The following is an 18,695-nucleotide window of genomic DNA, read 5'->3' on the forward strand; positions in this document are numbered from 1 at the left end:
GTGATGCGCGTGGCTCGCAAGGTGGCGGGCCTGGTGGCGACCTTGCTGGCCACGTCGTTCGTGATCTTCGGCGCCGCCTACGCGGCGCCGGGCGATCCCGTGACGTTCCTGGCGGGCGGCAAGGAGAACCTGACCGCCGAATACCTGGCGGCGATCAGGGCGCAGTACCACCTGGACGACCCGTTCCTGGTGCAGTACCTCAGGTGGCTCGGCGACGCCGTCACCGGCGACCTCGGCCGCTCACTGAAGTACAACGACCAGGTGGGCGACCTGCTGGCGGCCAGGATCCCGACCACGCTCGGCCTGGTCGCCTACGCGGCGGTGCTGTTCGTGGTGTTCGGCGTCGCCCTCGGCGTGCTGGCCGCCATCCGCGGCGGCCGCACCGACGCCGCGGTCGTGGCGGGCACCACGTTCGCCACGTCGGTGCCGCCGTTCGTGACGGCCACGGCGCTGATCTCGCTGTTCGGGGTGCAGCTCGGCTGGTTCCCCGTCGGCGGGGGCGGGTCGCTGCGGGACCTGACGCTGCCCGCGGTCACGCTGGCGCTCGGCGCGCTGGCCATCATCAGCAGGGTGACCAGGCAGGCGATGGTCGAGCAGCGCGAGCTCGACCATGTGACCGTCGCCCGCGCCTCCGGCCTGCCCGAGCGGCTGATCGTGGTCCGGCACGTCTTCCGCGGCGCGCTCGGCCCGATCGTCACGATGTGCGGGCTGGTCACGGCGGGCCTGCTGGCCGGCACGGTCACCGTCGAGACCGCCTTCCAGCTCAGTGGCGTCGGCACCCTGCTGGTCGGCGCGATCAACACCCACGACTTCCCCGTGACACAGGCGGTCCTGCTGCTCATGGTCACGGCCTACATCGCGGTCACCACGCTGGTCGAGCTCGCCCAGCCGCTGATCGACCCGCGGGCGAGGAGCCGGGCATGACCCTGGTCGCCACCCTGCCCTCCGCGCGGCGTCCGCTGGGCTTCCAGCTCGCCGGCGCGCTGCTCGTGCTGGTGGTCGCGGGGGCGGTGCTCGCGCCCGTCGTCGCACCGTACGCGCCCGACGCCGTCGACTTCGCCGCTACCCTCTCCCCGATGTCGCCCGAGCACCTGCTCGGCGCCGACCAGTCGGGCCGCGACCTGCTGTCCAGGATCCTGTACGGCGCGCGGACCTCGCTGATCGGGCCGCTGGCGCTGCTGGCGATCGCCTCCGTGCTCGGCGTCGCGCTCGGCACGCTCGCCGCCTGGTGGCGCGGCTGGGTCGACGCGTTCGTCTCGCGGGTCACCGACGTGATGTACGCCTTCCCGGGGCTGCTGTTCGTGGTGCTGGTCGTGGCGGTGTTCGGCAACGGCATCACCACGGCGGTCATCGCGCTCGGCCTGGCATACACGCCGACGATCGCCAAGTACACCAGGTCGATCGCGATCACCGAGTCCGCCAAGCCGTACATCGACGCCTACCGGGTGCAGGGCATGAGCGGCCTGCGTATCTGCGTGCGCTACCTGGTGCCCAACATGGCCAGGTCGATCGTCGGCTACCTGGTGGTGCTGTTCGGCGAGGGGCTGATGAGCCTGGCCACGCTGAGCTTCCTCGGGTTCGGGGCGCAGCCGCCGTCCTCCGACTGGGGCCTGATGGTCAAGGAGGGGCAGGCGGCGATGGTGCAGGGCGCGTTCCTGCCGGTGCTGGTGCCCGGCGCGGCGATCGCGCTCGTCGTGGTGTCGTTCAACGTGATCGGGGTCAGGCTCGCTGACCGGCTGGCCGCGAGGAGGCCCTGATGCTGCTGGATGTGAAAGGTCTGACGATCGAGGCGGGCGGCAACCGGCCGATCCTGCGTGACGTGGCGTTGAGCGTGGCGCGCGGCGAGGTCGTCGGGCTGGTGGGCGAGTCCGGCTCGGGCAAGTCCACGATCGCCCGCGCGGTCCTCAGGCTGCTCCCGCCGAACGCCTCAGCCGGCGGGCAGGTGCTGGTCGAGGGCGCCGACGTGCTGACCATGGACGACCAGGCGCTGCGGTCGCTGCGGGCCTCCACCGTCGCGATGATCTACCAGGATCCGCGTTCGTCACTCAACCCGGTGCGCAGGATCGGCGACTTCCTCACCGAACGGATGGTCCACACGCTGGGCCGTACCAAGAAGGAGGCGCGGCAGCGAGCGCTGGAGCTGCTGGCGGCGGTGGGCATGCGCGAGCCCGAGCTGCGCATGCGGCAGTACCCGCACGAGCTGTCGGGCGGCATGCTGCAGCGGGTGGTCATCGCCGCCGCGCTGGCCGCCGAGCCCGCGCTGCTGCTGGCCGACGAGGCGACCAGCGCGCTCGACGTCACCACCCAGGCCGACACGCTGGCGCTGCTGCGCGCCGTCCAGGCCGAGCGCGAGCTCGGCATGCTGTTCATCACCCACGACCTGCACCTGGCCGCCGCCTACTGCGACCGGATCTACGTGCTCTACGCGGGCACCGTCGTGGAGTCGCGGCCCGCCGCGGCGCTGTTCGCCGACCCGCGCCATCCCTACACGGCCGGGCTGCTGGCCTGTACGCCCGAGCTGGACGACCCCCGGCCGATCAGGCCGATTCCGGGCCGTCCGCCCTCGCTCGACGACGCCTTCGACGGCTGCCCCTTCGCGCCGCGTTGCGCCCTGGCCACGGCCTCGTGCGAGGAGCGGCGGCCCGTGCCCGTGGCCGTCGCGGGCGGGGAGGCCGCCTGCCATCTGATCGAGGAGGGGGCCGCGGCATGCTGACCGTGGAACACCTGCGCAAGACCTATCCGGGTACGGTCGCCGCCGACGACGTCAGCTTCACGCTGCCCAGCGGCGGCTCGCTCGGGCTGGTGGGGGAGTCGGGTTCGGGCAAGACGACCGTGGCCCGCATGCTCGTCGGCCTGGTCACGCCCGACTCCGGCACGATCACCGTCGACGGGCACGTGCGGGGTCCGCGCGAACGGGGGCGCGCGGCCAGGCTGCGCAGGGCCCGTGAGATCCAGATGGTCTTCCAGGATCCCTACGTCTCCCTCGACCCGCGGCTGACCGCCGCCGAGTGCCTGCACGCGGTGCTCGGGCTGCACGGCAAGGACCGTTCGCGCGCCGCCGACCTGCTCGACCGGGTGGGGCTCGGCAGCCGTGAGGCCGGTGCGCGGCCCCACCAGCTCAGCGGCGGGCAGCGGCAGCGGCTTGCCATCGCCAGGGCGCTGGCCGTCGAGCCCTCCGTGCTGGTGCTCGACGAGGCGGTGGCCGCGCTCGACGTCTCGATCCAGGCGCAGATCCTCGACCTGCTCGCCGAGGTGCGCAGGGAGTCGGGGGTGGCGCTGCTGTTCGTCAGCCACGACCTGGCCGTCATCAGGCATCTGTGCGACGACACGCTGGTGCTCCACCGGGGCAGCGTGGTCGAGAGCGGCCCCGTCGCCAAGGTGCTCGCCGAGCCCGAACACCCCTACACCCGGCTGCTGCTCGCCTCGGTGCCGAAGCCGGGATGGGATCCGGCCCACGTAGCTGTCATCCGGAACGGCATGCCCGCGGCGTCATAGTCGGCATGGAAGAAGGTTTCGCCGACTACGTGACCCAGCGGCACGGGCGGCTGCGCCGTACGGCGTATCTGCTGACCGGCAACTGGGCCACGGCCGAGGACCTCGTGCAGACGGCGCTGGCCAGGGCATGGCTGGCATGGCGGCGGATCGAGGGCGACCCCGACCCGTACGTCTACCGGATCCTCACCAACACGCACGTCTCCTGGTGGCGGCGGCGCTGGCGCGGCGAACTGCCCAGCCCCGAGGTGCCCGACCTGGTCGACCCCGCCCCCGACTTCGCGCGGGAGGTGGGCGAGCGCGACGCGCTGTGGGGCGCCATCGGGGGCTGCGGTGCTCGTGGCCTGCGCCGACCGCCGGGCCTGGGTGGTCTGGATCGAGGGGAAGGGCGGCACCGTCGGCTCCTGCGAACCCGTGGTCAAGGAGCCGACAGGGCAGGGGACGGCCGACGTCTGGGTGCTGCCCCGTGACACCCCGGTCACCGCCATGCCGCCGAGCGAGGCGAGGAAGAAGGGGTGCGAGCTGAAGTGCGACGGCAAGTACCTCGCCACCGAGTTGCTCAAGCCGGGCGTGATCCAGAAGGTGGTCGCGGAGCTCGGCGCCGGACGCGCGCCGGAGTTCGCGGTGGGCGTCTACGCGGGCGAGCGCGCGAAGAGGCTTTTCGAGAAGGTGGGGCCCAGACAGGGTGCCTGGGCCTACGGCCTCTACGAGACTCAGCGGGACTGAAGGGCGTCCAGCGCGACCGCCATGGCGATCACCAGCCGCCGATCCGCGCGCGGGTCACGGATGTCGACGACGTAGCGGTCGCGCAGCCCCCACTTCTTGACCACGGAGAACACGTCGCCGAAGTCGAAGTGGTACGGCAGCCACGACAGCGAGTCGACGAACCGGCGCAGCACGGCGACCCACATGTTGCGCTCCTGCCCGGTCACCGTGGGCAGGCCGGGCTGGTCGAGGTGCCAGGTCGAGCGGAGCAGCGACTGGGCGAAGTCCTTGCGGAACAGCCCGATCGGCCGCCCGGCCTCGTCGAAGACGTCGTAGCCGCTGCCGAGGTCGATGACGTTGCGCGCCCTGAAGCTCGCCAGCGCCCGCGTCCTCGACTCGTCGGTGAAGAGGGTCACCTCTTCCTTCAGCTTCATGCGCTTCTGCTCGGCGAAGGCGATCATCGGGCCCTCGGAGCCGTCGGGGTTGGCGGCGTGAATGACGTACCGGTTCACCATCATGGTGACCTTCTGGCGTACCAGGAGCTGGGTTTGTGCTTGGAGGGAGTGCGGATCCATGCACGGCACCCTAGGGTAAAACGGGTGAAGCCCCTGCTGCTCGTGGACGTAGACGGCGTGCTCAATCCGTTCGGCCGACCCAGCGGCGACTTCAGGCGCTACACGTGCACGATCGGCGCCGACTCCTACACCGTGCACCTCAACTCCCGCCACGGCGCCAGGCTCATGGAGCTTGCCATCAAGACCCGGGCGGAGCTGGTGTGGGCCACGACGTGGGAGCACAGCGCCAACGAGTGGATCGGGCCCAGGCTCGGCCTGCCCCGGTTGCCGGTGGTGCCGATGGAGCCCAGGCGGCCGAGCGAGCGCGGCGAGTCGTTCAAGACGCCCTGCGTCGCCGACTACGTGGGCCGCAGGCCGTTCGTCTGGTTCGACGACCACCTCTGGGCCGCCGACGAGGAGTACCTCAGGAAGCATGCCGCGGTCGACGACTTCCTGCTCGTGCCGATCGACCCGCGCCACGGCCTGACCCTGCGGCACCTGGCCATGGCCGAGCGGTGGCTGACCCTGTCAGGGTTCAATCAGGGTCGCGGGTAGGAACGCCGATCGAGGGCAGATCCGTTGAACCAGGTGAATCGACCACACGGAGGAGCTCGATGCACCGCTCGAGAGAACACCGAATCATCGCAGGCGTCTGCGGCGGGATCGCCGACCGGCTGGGCCTGCCGCCCACCCTCGTCAGGATCGTGTGGCTGCTGCTCTCGCTGATCCCCGGACCGCTGTGGGTCCTCTACGTGATCCTTTGGATCCTCATGCCCAACGGACCCGAGCGCCGCTGACCGCGCTTATGCTCTGAACCATGAGGGAACGGCCGCTGCTGCTCATCCAGGACGAACTCGTCGACTACGAGAAGGCCATGGAACGCATGGCAGACCTGGTCGCCGAGCGCCAACGCGATGAGCGTCCCGACACGCTGTGGCTGCTGAGCCACCCCTCGGTCTTCACCGTCGGCAGGCGCACGCCGCTTGACCACCTGCCCGACCCCGCCCGCGGCATCCCCGTGGTGGAGACGGGCAGGGGCGGCCAGCTGACCTACCACGGTCCCGGCCAGCTCGTCGGCTACCTCATCGTCAAGCTCGGCGAGGACGAGGGGATCGTCGACTACGTGCGCGAGGTCGAGCTGCGCCTGGTCGCGGCGCTGGCCGAGCTCGGGCTGTCCGCCGAACGCCGCGACACCCCGCCCGGCTCCGAACTGCTCACCGGCGTCTGGACCACCGAGACCAGTCGCAAGGTCGTCTCCATCGGCATGCGCCAGTCGCGCGGCGTCACCAGCCACGGCTTCGCCCTCAACGTCGACGGCGACCTGGAGCCGTGGCACTGGGCGATCCCGTGCGGGATGCCCGAGGCCGACATGACCTCGCTCCTGCGCGAGCGCGGCGCGGCCGACATGACGAAGGTCCGCGCCACCGTCGCCGCGGCCTTCCAGGCGTCCTAGCGCGCAAAGACGCGGCCCTCCGCGACCGCTTCGAGGATGTCGGCCGTCGACGGCCCGTCCTCGCGATCTCTGGACTTCAGGCGCGCGACGATCTCGACGTTGGCGGGCACTGGGGTGGTGTCCATGGTCACCACGCTAGCGACCTTCGGGGGGTACGGCAGGCCGTACCCCCCGAAGCACGTCAGACCAAGGTCGTCTCGTCTTCGACGTTACGACGCGGGCCGGTGAACCACTTCCTGGCCGACAGCGTCCACCACAGGGCGATGCCGATCAGGACGCCGCCCACGGCCAGGGGCGCGTAGTTCACCGCGGTCCAGGTGAAGTCGGGGTTGCCGGGCACGCCCGCGGGCGACAGCGGCATGATGAAGTAGACCGAGATGATCGCGATCTCGATGACCGCGATCCACCCGAGCACCTTGTACTTGGCGCCCAGCGTCCACGGGCCGGGGCGGAAGTTGTCGCCCATGCGCAGCCGCAGGTAGATCGGGATGAGGAAGGCCAGGTAGAGGCCGATCACCGCGATCGAGACGACGGCGTAGAAGGCGATCGGCGTGCCGACCCCGGCCGGCGCGTAGAGGGCGGGCAGGGTGATCAGCCCGGCGGCCACGCACCCGGCGATGATGGCGTTGACCGGCGTGCGGTTGCGGTCGACCTTCGACCACATCCGCCAGCCGGGGACGGCGCCGTCGCGGGAGAAGGCGTAGGTCATGCGCGACATCGAGGTCACACAGCTCATCCCGCAGAAGAACTGGCCGATCGTGGAGATCGCGAAGATCGCTGTGGCCAGGCTCGCGGGCAGTGCCGTGTCGAAGATCGCGCCGACGAAGCCGAACTGCTTGTTGATCTCGTCGACGTTCGTGGCGGCGAACAGGAACGCCAGCAGCAGGATCCAGCCGCCGATCGCCGAGTAGAAGATCGACTGCCACAGCCCTCTGGCCGCCGTCGTCGCCGCGCCCTGGGTCTCCTCCGAGACGTGCGCGCACGCGTCGAACCCGGTGATCGTGTACTGCGTGAGCAGGAAGCCCAGCGGCAGCACGTAGAACCAGAACGACGAGTCGGAGAAGCCCGAGTTGTTGATCGTCTCGGTGAACACGAACCCGATCGTCTGGTGCTCGCTGGGCGCGAAGACCAGGATGGCGACCACGATCGCGGCGCCTGCCACGTGCCACCAGACCGAGACGTTCTGCAGCATCGAGATGAGCCGGTGGCTGAAGATGTTGATCAGCGCGTGTAACACCAGGATGATCACGAACAGCAGGAACGCGTTCGTGAGCGTCGACTCCCACGCGCCGCCCGTGAGGCGGTTGAGGGTGATGTTGAGGAAGGTCGCGCAGCCGTAGTCGACCGACGCGGTGACGGCGATCAGTCCGATGAGGTTCAGCCAGCCGGTGAACCAGCCGTGGATGGGCTTGCCCATCGTGGCGGCCCACCAGTAGATGCCGCCCGCCGTCGGATACGCCGACACCAGCTCCGACATGCAGAAGCCGATGATCAGGATGAACATCGAGATCAGCGGCCAGCCCCAGGAGATGGCGATGGGACCGCCGTTGTTCCATGCCTGGCCGAACGTGGTGAAGCACCCGGCCAGGATCGAGATGATCGAGAAAGAGATCGCGAAGTTGGAGAAGCCGCTCCAGGTCCTCGACAGCTCCTGCTTGTAGCCGAGCTCGGCGAGCCGCCTGGAGTCCTCGTCTAATGTCATGGAATCTCCTTGGGGGGTGTGCTACTGCCTCCGGACGTCGTCGATCAGCCGGCCGACACCGTCCAGGTCTCGTACGGCTCGCCCGAACTTGCCCATCGCCTCGGCCTCGTAGTCGAAGTCGGCCTGCCGTACGAGCAGGCCGTGGTGGACGGAGAACCACAGGGTCCACGTCACGTTCGACATGATCTGGAAGAGGCGGACGCGGGAGTCGTGGTCGCCGCTGTTGAAGTAGGCCCTGGCCAGACGGGCGGTCTGGTCGGGGTCGAGGTCGGCTTCGGCGGCGATGTCGCCGAGCTCGAAGGCGGGGTCGTTGTTGCCCGAGAGCTGGTAGTCGACGATCCGGATCTCGTCGCCCAGGGCGATGAAGTTCTCGGCCAGCAGGTCGTTGTGGCACGGCACGGTCGGGACCGCGGGGATGGCCCGCTCGATGTCGGCCACCGTGGGGAGGATGTCGTCGTACCCGGGAGGCACTCCCAGGTCGTGGGTGTGGCAGCGGGCGCGGAACTCGCGCAGCTTGTCGAAGATGGAGAAGTCGTTGACGAAGCGGGGTCCTGCGTGGAGCCGCCGACAAGCGACAGCCACCTTTTCCAGATTTTTGCTGACTTGTCCGGCGTTAAGCGTGACCCCGTCCAGGTATTCGATCAAGAGGGCCTGGGCCTCGGGAAAGTGGTGGATCACCTTCGGTCCGACGCCGGTCTCGGCGGCCCTGATCGTGTTCTCGATCTCCTGGTCCACGGGGATGCCCAGCCCGGCCGCGCACACGGCCGGATCGAGCACGCGCAGCAGCCACCGCTCGCCGTCCCCGGTCTCGACCTTGGCGATCAGGTGACTGAGCCCGCCCTTGATGGGGGTCTGCCTGACCGGCCGCCCGGCCCAGTCGGAGACCAATTCGATCACGTCTGGCATGCGCGACTCCCTTTGGCCTACATTTAGACCATTCCGATCCCGCGGGCAAGGTGTTACATGACAGCTTCGATCATGGGAATACCCGATTCGGCACAAGCGATCGTGATCGGCGGCGGGGTGGCGGGCTGCAGCGTGGCCTACCACCTGGCCCGTCTCGGCTGGCGCGACGTCGTGCTCGTCGAGCAGCACGAGCTCACCGAGGGCACCACGTGGCACTCGGCCGGGTTCGTCGGCCAGCTCCGCTCCACGGTCACCCAGACACGCATGATCATGTATTCGGCCGGGCTCTACCCCGAGCTGGCCGAGCTGACCGGCCTCGACCCCGGCTGGCACGGCGTCGGCGGGCTGCGGCTGGCGACCACCCACGAACGGGTGGAGGAGCTGGTACGGCAGGCGGGCGCCGCCGAGACCTACGGCCTGGACATGTCGCTGCTGTCGGGCAGGCAGACCAACGACCTGATGCCCATGCTCCACGACGAGGACGTTCTCGCCTCGCTGTGGCTGCCGGGCGACGGCTGGCTGGACCCCGCGTCGCTGGCCCGCGCCCTGGCCGAGGGGGCGGCCAAACTCGGCGTCCGGATCGTCACGGGCGTGCGGGTCACCGGCGTCGACGTGGCCGAAGGGGCGGTCCGCGCGATCCGTCTCAGGGGTGGCGGCGAGGACTGGGTGATCACCACTGACACCGTCGTGAACTGCGCGGGAGCGGCGGCGGGCCAGGTGGGCGCCCTCGCCGGAGTGGACGTGCCGATCGTGCCGATCAAGCACCAGTACGTCGTGACCCACCCCGCGGACATCCCCTCGTCCACGCCGACGGTCCGCGACCCCGACAACATCGTCTACTTCCGCGAGCACGAGGGCGGCATCCTGGTCGGCGGCTACATCCGCACGCCCGAGATCTGGGAGGCGGCCGACCCGCTGGCGCGCTCGCGCGAGCTCTTCGCGCCGAACCTGCCCAAGTTCAGGGAGTCGTGGGCGGCGGCCAGGCACCGGCTGCCCGTCATCGCCAAACGCACCACCGACGACTTCGACGAAACCCAGGTGGCCCGGATCGTGCACGGGCCCGAGGCGTTCACCCCCGACGGCGAGTTCCTGCTGGGGGAGACGGCGGTGCGCGGGTTCTGGGTCGCGGCGGGCTTCTGCGTCCACGGGCTGGCCGCCGCCGGGGGCGTCGGCAAGGTGATGGCCGAGTGGATCGTGGACGGCGTGCCCGAGTACGACCTGTTCGGGATGGACGTCAGGCGGTTCGGCGGCTACGCGGGATCGTCGCGCTGGGCCAGGACGAAGGCGCTCGACTCCTACGCGAAGTACTACGACATCGTCTACCCGGGTGAGGAGCGCACCGCGGCCAGACCGCTGCGCCGTTCACCCGCCTGGCCCAGGCACGCCGACCTCGACGCGGCGTTCGGTGAGAAGGCCGGATGGGAGCGGGTCAACTGGTTCGGCTCCAACACCTCCGGCTCCAACGCGTCGGGTGACGGACCGCGACCGCTCGGGTGGGCGGGCCGGGTGTGGTCGCCCGCCGTACGGGAGGAGTGCCTGGCCACCAGAGACGCGGCGGGACTGTTCGACCAGACCTCGTTCGCGAAACTGGAGGTATCGGGGCCCGGCGCGCTCGACCGGCTCCAGCGGCTGTGCGCCAACCAGATCGACACGAAGGTCGGCACGGTCGTCTACACCCAGTTGCTCAACCGCCGGGGCGGCATCGAGGCCGACCTGACCGTCACCCGGCTCGGCGAGGACAGCTTCCGGCTGGTCACCGGCACCGCGTACGGCACGCACGACGCCGCGTGGCTGCGCCGTAACGGCCTGGACGTCACGGACGTCACCTCCGCCTACGCCTGCTACTGCCTGTGGGGGCCGCAGGCGGGCGAGATCCTGGAGCGGATCTGCGACGACGACCTCGGCTTCCCCTACCTGCGGGCCAGGCGGATCAGCGTCGCCAACGTGCCGGTGCTGGCGCAGCGCGTGACGTTCGTCGGCGAGTACGGCTGGGAGCTGTACTGCCCGGCCGAGTACGGCCTGACGCTGTGGGACGCGCTCATGGCGGCGGGCCTGCCGTACGGGATGCGGCCCGGCGGGTACCGGGCGATCGACTCGATGCGGCTGGAGAAGGGCTATCGCGTCTGGGGGCTGGACATCACCCCCGAGACCACGCCGTACGAGGCGGGGCTCGGCTTCGCCGTACGGGCTGACAAGGACTTCCTCGGCAAGGACGCGCTGGATCCCGCGCCCGAGCGGACGCTGCGGTGCCTGGTCCTGCGCGATCCGCGGCGGGTGTGCCTGGGCGGGGAGCCGGTGCGGGTGGACGGCGTGCCCGCGAGCCGGGTGACGAGCGGCGGCTACGGGCACCGCGTGGACGCCTCGATCGCCTACGCCTATCTGCGGGGCGAGCCGGAGGAGGTGACGGTCGGCGTGGACGGGACGTGGGTGGAGGCCGTGATCGAGCCGCGCCCGCCGTACGACCCAGGAAACGAGCGGATCAGGCCACCGGCGCCTTGACAGCCTGACCGGTAATCCAACACCCTTTCACTATTGCAATAGTGAAAGGGTGTTGCCGTCGTGATCGACTTCTATCTCGACAGGGGCTCGGGGGTTTCCACGTACCTCCAGCTCGTCCACCAGGTCAAGCAGGCCCTGCGGCTCGGCACCCTGCGGCCCGGCGACAAGCTCCCCACCGCCAAGGAGGTCGTCGACCGGCTGGCGATCAACCCCAACACCGTGCTCAAGGCCTACCGCGAGCTCGAACGCGAGGGCCTGGTCATCGGCCGCCCCGGCATGGGCACGTTCGTGGAGCGCTCGATCGGCGGCGCGACACTGGCCGACCACACGCGGCTGCGCGCCTCCCTCGCCGCGTGGGTACGGCAGGCGCGCGAGGCCGGGCTGGCCGACGAAGACCTGCACGCGCTCTTCGGCGCGGTCGTCAGGGAGGTGGCGGCGTGATCGAGGTGACCGGGCTGAGCGTCGGTGACCGGCTGCGCGACTGCTCGCTCCACGTGCCGGGAGGCAGGGTCGCCGCGCTCGTCGGGCCGAACGGCGCGGGCAAGACGACGCTCCTCCACACCGTGGTCGGCCTGCTCACTCCCGACAGGGGCACGGTCAGGACGGCGGGCGAGGTCGCGTTCGTGGCGCAGGACAAACCGCTCTACGACTCCTTCACCGTCGCCGAGACGCTGACGCTCGGGCGCAGGCTCAACCGGCGATGGGACCAGGCGCTGGCCGTCGCGCGCATGGACGAGCTCGGCATCCCGCTCGACCGCAGGGTCGGCAGGCTGTCGGGAGGCCAGCAGGCGCAGGTGGCGCTCACGCTGGCCCTGGCCAGGCGGCCCGACCAGCTCGTGCTCGACGAGCCGCTGGCCAACCTCGACCCGCTGGCCAGGCACGAGGTGATGCGCTCGCTCATGACCGCGGTCGCCGAGGCGGGGATGGGCGTGGTGATCTCCTCGCACGTGGTGTCCGACCTGGTCGACACCTGCGACTGGCTCGTTGTGCTGAACGGAGGGCGGGTGCAGGTCAGTGGCGACATCGAGGAACTGCTGGCCGAACACCGGATGATGACGGGGCCGCCGGAGCTCACGCTGAACGCGACGGTCGTGGGCGGCAGCCGTACCGAGAGGGAGCAGAGCTGGCTCGTGCGCGGCACGCCGGTCGCGGACCCGCGGTGGCGGACAAGGGCGGTCGGCCTCGAGGATCTGGTGATGGCCTACCTGCGCAGCCCCGAGGCGGCGGCGCTGCCGAGACTCGCGGGGGTGCGGGCGTGATCTGGCTGACCTACCGGCAGCACAGGGGACAGGTGCTGGTGATGTCCGGGCTGCTGGCGGCGCTCGGGGTGATGTTCCTGGTGTCGTGGCTGGAGGCGTCGGCGTTCGTCGCCTCGCACGCGGGCATGGGCGGCGGCGACCTCGACGCGGCGCTGAGCGAGCGCTACCAGACCGTCTACACCCTCTTCGGGTGGCTGCCGATCGTGGCGCCCGCGCTGATCGGGGTGTTCTGGGGTGCGCCGCTGCTGGGACGGGAGCTCGAGCGGGGGACGCACCAGCTCGTCTGGACGCAGGGGGTGACACCGCGGCGGTGGCTGGCGGTCAAGCTGTCGGTGCTGGGCGGGCTGGTCGCGCTGGGCGGGCTCGCCATGTCCGCGATGGTGTCGGCGTGGCGGCCGCTGTTCCGCACCGACACGTTCGGCAACATCGGCATCTTCAACATGCTCGGGGTGGAGCCGGTCGCCTGGTGGGTGTTCGCGCTCATGCTCGGGACGGCGGCCGGGGCCGTGCTGCGGCGCACGCTCCCCGCGATGGCGGTGGTCGTCGGCGTGCTCGCGGTCATGACGTTCGCGCTGTTCAGCGCGAGCGACCACTACGCGACGCCGACCAGGGTGGTGACGGCTGAGGCGAGCTTCGAGCAGGACGCGCGGTTGGTGTCGCGGGCCTGGGTGGACCCCGCGGGCGTCGAGATCGCCGCGCCGCCCGCGGGGGTGTGCCCGCGTCCCCTGGTGTGGGGGGAGCGGGCACAGCTCGCCCACGAGCGCTGCCTGGTCGGGAAGGGGTACCGGTACGTGTTCTACGTGCACGGGCCCGAGATGTTCTGGCGCTTCCAGCTCACCGACGCGGCGATCCTGCTGGCGGGGGCGGGGCTGCTCGGCTGGCTCACGGTGCGCCGCGTCCCGTGATTCCTCCGGTACGGCAGGCGGGGCCGGGCGCCGACGTGGTCTCTGGGCGGGCGCCCGTCTCCGTGCGCTCCTCCAGCGGGACTTCGGTGCCACCCGTCACGGACGGCGACGGAGAGAAGGGGTGTACGGCTGGCGGGGGGCCAGCCGTACGAGGTGGTCGCCGGTTGGCGGAGGGCCACCGGTCTTAGGTCCAGGAGACTCCGCGCTGCACGGTTGCCACCTCCCTTCCCCTCGGGACGCAGCACTCAATCGCGATTTATCGCCCATTATGGTGATAAAACGATCAACGCTGCGTTCGTAATGATCTGAAATTGTCTGGGGCATTTCAAGTCCTTGATCTTGCTACTCGATCTTGTTAGGTTGCATCCGTTTGCGATCTATGGGTACGGGTGGCGATGATCCATGGGAAAGCAGTCCGTGGGCTTCAGAGAGGTCTTCTCCGACGCGGAATACCGCCGTCTCTGGAGCGCGACCGTCGTCTCCGAACTGGGTGACCAGCTGGCCAGAGTGGCCGTCGTCATCCTGGTCTACCAGCGGACGTCCTCCGCGTGGCTGACCGCGCTCTCCTATGCCCTCACCTATCTGCCGGCGATTATGGGTGGCTCCCTGCTCGCGGTTCTCGCCGACCGTTATCCGCGCAGGAATGTGATGATTTCCGCGGATCTCGCCCGGGCGATTCTGGTCGTCCTCATCGCGATTCCCGGAATGCCGCTGTTCGCGCTGTACGCCCTGCTCTTCGTCGTCCAATCGATGGAGTCGCCCGCGCGGGCCGCCCCAATGCCGTTTAGATAAAGAATGATCATGGTCTCGGCTGTGCGGCCGATGGCGTGGGCAAGAGTGCGACGGTCGGCGGGCCTGCGTACCGGATGCCCTTGTCGGAGGGGCGTCGTTCACGGTAGCTGCTCCTGCGAGGGCGTTTGACGGCTCGTGGATCGTGGTGCGGCTCGCCACGCTCGCGCAGCTCCATCTGGTAGGCCCGCCAGATGTCGGCCTCCGTCAGCGGCGCCGGGGCGCGGTAGCGCAGCGCTCCGGACCGGGCCCGCTCGCGGTACCTGCGGTTGAAGGCGGCATACGACAGGTCCGCCTCGGCTAGGCGGCGGCGTCGCTCAGCGCGCCGGTCGCCGATGATGGCGGCCTGGTCCAGGTCGGCCACCGCGCGAGCGCGGGCCAGCTCGTCGATGTCGTAGGCGATCCGGCGTAGCACCGCGGCCACTCGGGTCAGATCCACCCCGACGTGGTAGGCGTCCTCATCATCGGACGGGCGCAGGTTCACCACCGGGGGGAACTCGTCGCCGGCGAGCTGGTCGACCCAGTCGGCGCACTTCAGTACCCAACGCACCTCGTCGACCAGGCGCTCGGCGATGCTGTCGCGGCCGTCCAGCTCCTCATCATCGCTACCAGCGGGATCCTCCGGAGCCGGCCACCCCGCCTGACGTAGGTGCGCCAGCGCCGCCTCCAGCTCCGGCAGCGGCGCGGCCGCCGTGGCGATCTGCTGGATGCGTGAGGGCGAGCGCCCGGCCTCGGCCGCCACCGCCCGCACCGGCAGGCCCTCGGCACGGGCCGACGCGATGGCCCACGCGTGCTCGATCTCAGCCTGGCGCAACCGCCACGCTGCCCGGCGCACCCGGCGCCGCAGCCGTCGCTCCCGCTGTACCTTCGCCCGTAGCTCGTCTCGATCCACGCTAAGGATCATGTCGCCGGCCGCCATGTGGTGTGCAGGAAACTGCACACGCTAGCGCCACTGATCGTTCCGTCCCGAGGGCCGGGACCTGGTCGAGCAGGGCGAGGCAGCCGACGTCCTGTCCGCACTCTGGAGCAGAGGTCTGCAGGATCATGCACACTATTGTGCATCTTCTGCATTGATGGGTGTTTTAGGGGTTCATGTGGCTATTGGTATGACCGTGGAGCAAGAGCGGGTCTATCGGCTGCTGCTGGACACGCCGGGCGTGGTTCCCCCTGGCGGCGAGCCGGTGGCGATCGCCGAGCTCAAGGCGCTGGGGCTGATCGACGATGCGCTGCTGCCAGCCCGCCCGGACGCCGTGCTGGATCGACTCGTGCGCCGGCGGATGGAGGAAGCCGCCAGGGACCTGCAGCAGATCGGGGCGCTCTGGGAGACCGTCAGAGACCTGGGTTCGGGGGACCGCAGGTTTGAGATGGTCGAGCGCATCGAAGGCATGGCCGCCGTCCAGGCCCGCCTCAGCGCCACTCGGCGCAAGGAGAGCCTGAACGTCAAGAAGGCACCGATCGGCTCCAAGTCGTCCTACAACGACGATACGAGCGCGAGCTTCACCGAGAAGCTGGCCAGCGGCATGACCTCACGGACGATCGTGCCGGCGGACTCGCTGGCCGATCCCGACCAGTTGGAGTACGCGAGGCGGATGACCGGCCTCGGCGACCTGCACCGTGTCGTCACCGGCCACGTTCGCCCGTTCTTCATCCTCGACCGCGCCACGGCCTTTGTCAGGATCGACCCCTCTGACGGCGCGCCGGGCGCTCTGGTGATCCGCCAGCCCGGCGTGGTGGCCACCTTCGTCGACCTGTTCGAGCATCTCTGGGCGTCCGGCCGCGATCTGGACGAGCAGGTGCTCACTGCGCTGGAGCGGCAGGTACTGAGTGCGCTGGCCACTTTCAGCAAGGACGAACTAGCCGCGCGGGCCGTTCATGTGTCCGTTCGCAAATACCGCACGCACGTGGCCGACCTGATGGCCAGGCTGGGCGCCTCCAGCCGCTTCCAGGCCGCGCTCCTGGCCAGGGAGCGCGGCTGGATCTGACCTACCTCGAATAGACGGCCATCAGCACCACGACGCAGCCGACACAGACCACCGCCAGAGCGATTCTCGTCGTCAGCACGCGGAGTTCGAAATTCGTCTTCTTCGAGGGTTCCGGATAGGCGATCACGTAGATTCCCTTCAGCAGGGCGCCCCACGCGATAAGGGTGACGATCGTGCGCCAGCCGAGCTCCCAGACGTTGTGCACGAGTACGGAACTCAGCCCGAGGAAGATCGAGAAGAATCCGTAGCTGATTCCGAACCCTCTGTCCTCTACCACGAGCGCCTTCAGCTCACGCAGCACAGCAGGCCTGATGAAGAGCATGGCGGACACGATGAGCGTGGTCCACGCCCAGAAGAGTTCGATGAAAGTGGTGACGTTCATAATTGCTCCCTTTCTCTGCGAATCGAGATTAGGAGCAATGGGCACCGTCCGGAGATTAACTTCATGCACATCACGTGCAGCTTGCTGCACGTGATTCAAAGAGATCCGATAGCGGCCCTTCTGGGGTCGTGGTCATATTCCGACGAGACTTCTCGATAAGCGCTGAGCCGCAGGTCAGCGGGGTTCGTCTCGGGTGGTCCAGCCATGTTTGGTGATGAGCTTGGCCAGGGCGTGGCGGAGTTGGTTGATGCGGTCGGCCGCGTCGGGTCCGCGGATGCCGATGGTGATGGTGGTGTCGGTGGCGTGGTAGACGGCCTGTCGTTAACGAAGCTGTCACTAGGTACACGGGAAGGCCCTGGCCCAGGTCAGGCTCACCGGAGATATCTGAGGTCCGTGATCCGGCTAAGCGGTGCCGGCACGTAGGAAGAGCTTGCCTATGTCGCGAAGGTGCTGGCGGAACTCAGGGCCAATGCCGTTTAGATAAAAAATGATCATGATCTTGGCTGCGCGGCCGATGGCGTGGGCAAGAGTGCGACAGTTGGTGGACCCGCGTACCGGATGCCCTTGTCGGAGGGGCGTCGTTCACGGTAGCTGCTCCTGCGAGGGAGTTTGACGGCTCGCGGGTAGGAGCGGTGGCGGCGGCGCGGGTTCAGGTTCCGTCGGTGCGCGACCTGGTGCAGGGCCCGGGTCCAGGAGGCGTCGGGTGGCTCAGGGGGAAAAGGCCGCGCGGTCGGTGACCGAGCGGCGCACGATGCGGACGGTGCCCAGGAACTTGATCCGGTCGGGGTCTATCCCGGCCGCGGTGGCGGCGGTGCAGATCAGCGTGCATAACGCCCAGTGCGTGAGCAGGTAGGCCCAGATCTCCTGATAGGCCAGCTCGGGGGTGTGCGAGCGCAGGATACGGCCCGGCCCGCGCAGGTGAGTCTTCAGCTGATCGATGCCGGTTTCGGCCTCCCAGCGGTCGTGGTAGCAACGGGCCAGCTCCTCGGCGGTGGCCGCGGCCGGATCGAGGATGCTGGTGATCAGCCGGATGTGCTCGCCCTTGCGGTCGGGCACCGTGTAGTCGACGACCCGTACGATCACCGCGTCGTCGGGATCGAGGGGGTGGCCCTGGCGGGCGGCCTCGCGCAGCCGGTCTTTCTGCGATCGGCGCAGGCCGGTGGGTTTGGTGATGACGGCGAGCCAGGACCCGTCGGGCAGGTCACGCAGCCAGTACGGGCGGAGCCCGGCCTGGACACGCCATAGCAGGTGAGCACCGCTGCGACGTGCCTGGTTCCAGGCGGGGAAGCTGTAGAAGCCGCGGTCGGCGGTGAGCAGCATCTCCTCGTTCAACTGCTCGTACAGCGAGAACGCGAGGGTCTGCTCGCCGGCCCAGCAGCCCGCCACGTCGGCGGCCACGATGGCGTGGCTGGCGCACTCGCTGATGGCGACCACCCGGGCCTGGGGGAAGGCGGTCTCGTACCCGCCCGCGCTGTCACGGCCGAACTCGGCGACGTTGGCCTCGGTGTCGGGCAAGTCCAGGACGAACCCGTCGATCGCCATGACCCGCCGGCGGTTCAGCCAGGCGCCCGGCGTCGATTCGGTTGCCGCGGGCCGGGCGATCTGCTGGAACACCTCTGACCGCCTGGGTTCCCAGGCGCTGTCGGGCTTGGGTGATCGCCCCGCGTGTCGGCGCCTCCCAGCGCGCCCCCGGCACCAGGGCCAGCATGCCCGTCAGTTTTTCGGCGACCTCCTCGTAGTCGTCGTCGGGGTAGAGGCACAGTGCGATCAGCAGGTAGACGACCACGTGCGCGGGGAGCTTGCGAACGCGACGCTCCCGGCATCCGTGTGTGGCGATGGCCGCGTCCAGGACCTGGCGAGGGATCAGCGATGTCAGCGCGCCGACCGCTACCAGATCCGTCAACCGCCCCGAACCGCCTGCGTCACCCGACAAGATCACTAAGCAACGCTACCAGCAAGATCACTATCTAAACGGCATTGTTGCGCCACGCGCGGAGAGGAGTCGTCATGCGGTAGGAGACGACTGCTGTCGTGCTGCTGCACGGAAGATGAAGGATGGCTGGCCCT

Annotated in this window: 22 protein-coding genes and 1 pseudogene; 15 read left to right on the forward strand and 8 right to left on the reverse strand. The window is 69.4% G+C overall.

The window, feature by feature from the left end:
• The first annotated feature begins 3 nt into the window (after window positions 1–3).
• From ACFXJ8_RS37305 to ACFXJ8_RS37330, 6 genes are read left to right on the forward strand one after another with little or no spacing between them, the layout of a single operon-like run.
• Window positions 4–924, forward strand: a complete 921-nt coding sequence (locus ACFXJ8_RS37305; RefSeq protein WP_379649238.1) for an ABC transporter permease — start codon at window positions 4–6, stop codon at window positions 922–924.
• Window positions 921–1,757 carry an ABC transporter permease gene (locus ACFXJ8_RS37310; protein ID WP_379649201.1) on the forward strand — a complete coding sequence of 279 codons (837 nt, stop codon included), beginning with the start codon at window positions 921–923 and terminating at the stop codon, window positions 1,755–1,757. The genes ACFXJ8_RS37305 and ACFXJ8_RS37310 overlap by 4 nt, the downstream gene beginning before the upstream one ends.
• Window positions 1,757–2,713 carry an ABC transporter ATP-binding protein gene (locus ACFXJ8_RS37315; RefSeq protein WP_379649203.1) on the forward strand — a complete coding sequence of 319 codons (957 nt, stop codon included), beginning with the start codon at window positions 1,757–1,759 and terminating at the stop codon, window positions 2,711–2,713. Before ACFXJ8_RS37310 ends, ACFXJ8_RS37315 begins: the two co-directional genes overlap by 1 nt.
• The gene (locus ACFXJ8_RS37320; protein ID WP_379649205.1) at window positions 2,707–3,495 is read left to right on the forward strand and encodes an ABC transporter ATP-binding protein; all 789 of its coding nucleotides are present in this window, start codon (window positions 2,707–2,709) and stop codon (window positions 3,493–3,495) included. The genes ACFXJ8_RS37315 and ACFXJ8_RS37320 overlap by 7 nt, the downstream gene beginning before the upstream one ends.
• A 5-nt stretch (window positions 3,496–3,500) precedes the next feature.
• Entirely contained in the window at window positions 3,501–3,962 is a 462-nt protein-coding gene (locus tag ACFXJ8_RS37325; RefSeq protein ID WP_379649207.1) for a sigma factor, read from the forward strand.
• Complete coding sequence (locus ACFXJ8_RS37330) at window positions 3,949–4,218, forward strand: hypothetical protein (protein WP_379649208.1); 270 nt, start codon at window positions 3,949–3,951, stop codon at window positions 4,216–4,218. The genes ACFXJ8_RS37325 and ACFXJ8_RS37330 overlap by 14 nt, the downstream gene beginning before the upstream one ends.
• Here the strand turns inward: ACFXJ8_RS37330 and ACFXJ8_RS37335 are convergent.
• Entirely contained in the window at window positions 4,206–4,772 is a 567-nt protein-coding gene (locus tag ACFXJ8_RS37335; RefSeq protein WP_379649210.1) for a hypothetical protein, read from the reverse strand. The two genes, ACFXJ8_RS37330 and ACFXJ8_RS37335, sit on opposite strands and share 13 nt — an antisense overlap.
• A gap of 24 nt (window positions 4,773–4,796) precedes the next feature.
• Here ACFXJ8_RS37335 and ACFXJ8_RS37340 point away from each other — a divergent pair, with 24 nt between their 5' ends.
• The 3 genes from ACFXJ8_RS37340 to lipB are packed head-to-tail and all read left to right on the forward strand — an operon-like array spanning window position 4,797 to window position 6,204.
• A complete protein-coding gene (locus ACFXJ8_RS37340) occupies window positions 4,797–5,306 on the forward strand; it encodes an HAD domain-containing protein (RefSeq protein ID WP_379649212.1) in 510 nt (169 codons plus the stop codon).
• A 59-nt stretch (window positions 5,307–5,365) separates the two neighbouring features.
• Window positions 5,366–5,548 (forward strand): PspC domain-containing protein, encoded by a 183-nt coding sequence (locus tag ACFXJ8_RS37345; protein WP_379649213.1) that lies wholly within the window; start codon window positions 5,366–5,368, stop codon window positions 5,546–5,548.
• Window positions 5,549–5,568: 20 nt separating this feature from the next.
• Window positions 5,569–6,204, forward strand: coding sequence for a lipoyl(octanoyl) transferase LipB (gene lipB / locus ACFXJ8_RS37350; RefSeq protein ID WP_379649214.1), 636 nt, complete (start codon window positions 5,569–5,571; stop codon window positions 6,202–6,204).
• On the opposite strand, the gene ACFXJ8_RS37355 is transcribed toward lipB, so the two are convergent.
• The 3 genes from ACFXJ8_RS37355 to ACFXJ8_RS37365 are packed head-to-tail and all read right to left on the reverse strand — an operon-like array spanning window position 6,201 to window position 8,812.
• Complete coding sequence (locus tag ACFXJ8_RS37355) at window positions 6,201–6,329, reverse strand: hypothetical protein (protein WP_379649215.1); 129 nt, start codon at window positions 6,327–6,329, stop codon at window positions 6,201–6,203. The genes lipB and ACFXJ8_RS37355 overlap by 4 nt on opposite strands.
• Window positions 6,330–6,385: 56 nt before the next feature.
• On the reverse strand, window positions 6,386–7,906 hold the full coding sequence (locus ACFXJ8_RS37360) for an amino acid permease (RefSeq protein ID WP_379649217.1): 1,521 nt from the start codon (window positions 7,904–7,906) through the stop codon (window positions 6,386–6,388).
• 21 nt (window positions 7,907–7,927) lie between these two features.
• Window positions 7,928–8,812: a phosphotransferase gene (locus ACFXJ8_RS37365; protein WP_379649219.1), complete on the reverse strand. Its 885-nt coding sequence runs from the start codon at window positions 8,810–8,812 to the stop codon at window positions 7,928–7,930.
• A gap of 57 nt (window positions 8,813–8,869) precedes the next feature.
• Here ACFXJ8_RS37365 and ACFXJ8_RS37370 point away from each other — a divergent pair, with 57 nt between their 5' ends.
• The 5 genes from ACFXJ8_RS37370 to ACFXJ8_RS37390 all read left to right on the forward strand — a co-directional run bounded on the left by ACFXJ8_RS37370 (window position 8,870) and on the right by ACFXJ8_RS37390 (window position 14,267).
• Complete coding sequence (locus ACFXJ8_RS37370; RefSeq protein WP_379649221.1) at window positions 8,870–11,311, forward strand: FAD-dependent oxidoreductase; 2,442 nt, start codon at window positions 8,870–8,872, stop codon at window positions 11,309–11,311.
• Window positions 11,312–11,371: 60 nt separating this feature from the next.
• Window positions 11,372–11,752, forward strand: a complete 381-nt coding sequence (locus ACFXJ8_RS37375) for a GntR family transcriptional regulator (protein ID WP_379649222.1) — start codon at window positions 11,372–11,374, stop codon at window positions 11,750–11,752.
• On the forward strand, window positions 11,749–12,570 hold the full coding sequence (locus tag ACFXJ8_RS37380; protein ID WP_379649224.1) for an ABC transporter ATP-binding protein: 822 nt from the start codon (window positions 11,749–11,751) through the stop codon (window positions 12,568–12,570). The genes ACFXJ8_RS37375 and ACFXJ8_RS37380 overlap by 4 nt, the downstream gene beginning before the upstream one ends.
• Window positions 12,567–13,475, forward strand: a complete 909-nt coding sequence (locus ACFXJ8_RS37385) for a hypothetical protein (protein ID WP_379649226.1) — start codon at window positions 12,567–12,569, stop codon at window positions 13,473–13,475. Before ACFXJ8_RS37380 ends, ACFXJ8_RS37385 begins: the two co-directional genes overlap by 4 nt.
• A 402-nt stretch (window positions 13,476–13,877) precedes the next feature.
• Complete coding sequence (locus ACFXJ8_RS37390; RefSeq protein ID WP_379649227.1) at window positions 13,878–14,267, forward strand: MFS transporter; 390 nt, start codon at window positions 13,878–13,880, stop codon at window positions 14,265–14,267.
• 7 nt (window positions 14,268–14,274) lie between these two features.
• Here ACFXJ8_RS37390 and ACFXJ8_RS37395 read toward each other — a convergent pair whose 3' ends face one another.
• Window positions 14,275–15,156, reverse strand: a complete 882-nt coding sequence (locus ACFXJ8_RS37395; protein WP_379649229.1) for a hypothetical protein — start codon at window positions 15,154–15,156, stop codon at window positions 14,275–14,277.
• Window positions 15,157–15,445: 289 nt separating this feature from the next.
• On the opposite strand from ACFXJ8_RS37395, the gene ACFXJ8_RS37400 reads away from it, so the two are divergent.
• Window positions 15,446–16,246, forward strand: a complete 801-nt coding sequence (locus ACFXJ8_RS37400) for a hypothetical protein (protein ID WP_379649230.1) — start codon at window positions 15,446–15,448, stop codon at window positions 16,244–16,246.
• Window position 16,247: 1 nt separating this feature from the next.
• Here the strand turns inward: ACFXJ8_RS37400 and ACFXJ8_RS37405 are convergent, their stop codons facing one another.
• The 3 genes and pseudogenes from ACFXJ8_RS37405 to ACFXJ8_RS37415 form a co-directional block, all read right to left on the reverse strand.
• Window positions 16,248–16,628: a hypothetical protein gene (locus tag ACFXJ8_RS37405; RefSeq protein ID WP_379649232.1), complete on the reverse strand. Its 381-nt coding sequence runs from the start codon at window positions 16,626–16,628 to the stop codon at window positions 16,248–16,250.
• Window positions 16,629–17,336: 708 nt separating this feature from the next.
• Window positions 17,337–18,242, reverse strand: a complete 906-nt coding sequence (locus ACFXJ8_RS37410; RefSeq protein ID WP_379649234.1) for an IS4 family transposase — start codon at window positions 18,240–18,242, stop codon at window positions 17,337–17,339.
• 13 nt (window positions 18,243–18,255) lie between these two features.
• Window positions 18,256–18,567: pseudogene (locus ACFXJ8_RS37415) on the reverse strand (transposase domain-containing protein); the annotation flags it as partial.
• Between the last annotated feature and the right edge of the window lie 128 nt (window positions 18,568–18,695).

This window comes from Nonomuraea sp. NPDC059194 (assembly GCF_042754765.1).
In the GTDB taxonomy this organism is placed as follows: Bacteria; Actinomycetota; Actinomycetes; order Streptosporangiales; family Streptosporangiaceae; genus Nonomuraea.

What these genes read in the sequence shown, in the direction of transcription:
- ACFXJ8_RS37320 (WP_379649205.1), top strand. Translation starts at nt 2,707, where the DNA reads ATGCTGACCGTGGAACACCTGCGCAAGACCTATCCGGGTACGGTCGCC.
- ACFXJ8_RS37315 (WP_379649203.1), top strand. Translation starts at nt 1,757, where the DNA reads ATGCTGCTGGATGTGAAAGGTCTGACGATCGAGGCGGGCGGCAACCGG.
- ACFXJ8_RS37370 (WP_379649221.1), top strand. Translation starts at nt 8,870, where the DNA reads ATGACAGCTTCGATCATGGGAATACCCGATTCGGCACAAGCGATCGTG.
- ACFXJ8_RS37325 (WP_379649207.1), top strand. Translation starts at nt 3,501, where the DNA reads ATGGAAGAAGGTTTCGCCGACTACGTGACCCAGCGGCACGGGCGGCTG.
- ACFXJ8_RS37345 (WP_379649213.1), top strand. Translation starts at nt 5,366, where the DNA reads ATGCACCGCTCGAGAGAACACCGAATCATCGCAGGCGTCTGCGGCGGG.
- ACFXJ8_RS37305 (WP_379649238.1), top strand. Translation starts at nt 4, where the DNA reads ATGCGCGTGGCTCGCAAGGTGGCGGGCCTGGTGGCGACCTTGCTGGCC.
- ACFXJ8_RS37310 (WP_379649201.1), top strand. Translation starts at nt 921, where the DNA reads ATGACCCTGGTCGCCACCCTGCCCTCCGCGCGGCGTCCGCTGGGCTTC.
- lipB (WP_379649214.1), top strand. Translation starts at nt 5,569, where the DNA reads ATGAGGGAACGGCCGCTGCTGCTCATCCAGGACGAACTCGTCGACTAC.
- ACFXJ8_RS37365 (WP_379649219.1), bottom strand. Translation starts at nt 8,812, where the DNA reads ATGCCAGACGTGATCGAATTGGTCTCCGACTGGGCCGGGCGGCCGGTC.
- ACFXJ8_RS37405 (WP_379649232.1), bottom strand. Translation starts at nt 16,628, where the DNA reads ATGAACGTCACCACTTTCATCGAACTCTTCTGGGCGTGGACCACGCTC.
- ACFXJ8_RS37360 (WP_379649217.1), bottom strand. Translation starts at nt 7,906, where the DNA reads ATGACATTAGACGAGGACTCCAGGCGGCTCGCCGAGCTCGGCTACAAG.
- ACFXJ8_RS37390 (WP_379649227.1), top strand. Translation starts at nt 13,878, where the DNA reads ATGGGAAAGCAGTCCGTGGGCTTCAGAGAGGTCTTCTCCGACGCGGAA.
- ACFXJ8_RS37355 (WP_379649215.1), bottom strand. Translation starts at nt 6,329, where the DNA reads ATGGACACCACCCCAGTGCCCGCCAACGTCGAGATCGTCGCGCGCCTG.
- ACFXJ8_RS37335 (WP_379649210.1), bottom strand. Translation starts at nt 4,772, where the DNA reads ATGGATCCGCACTCCCTCCAAGCACAAACCCAGCTCCTGGTACGCCAG.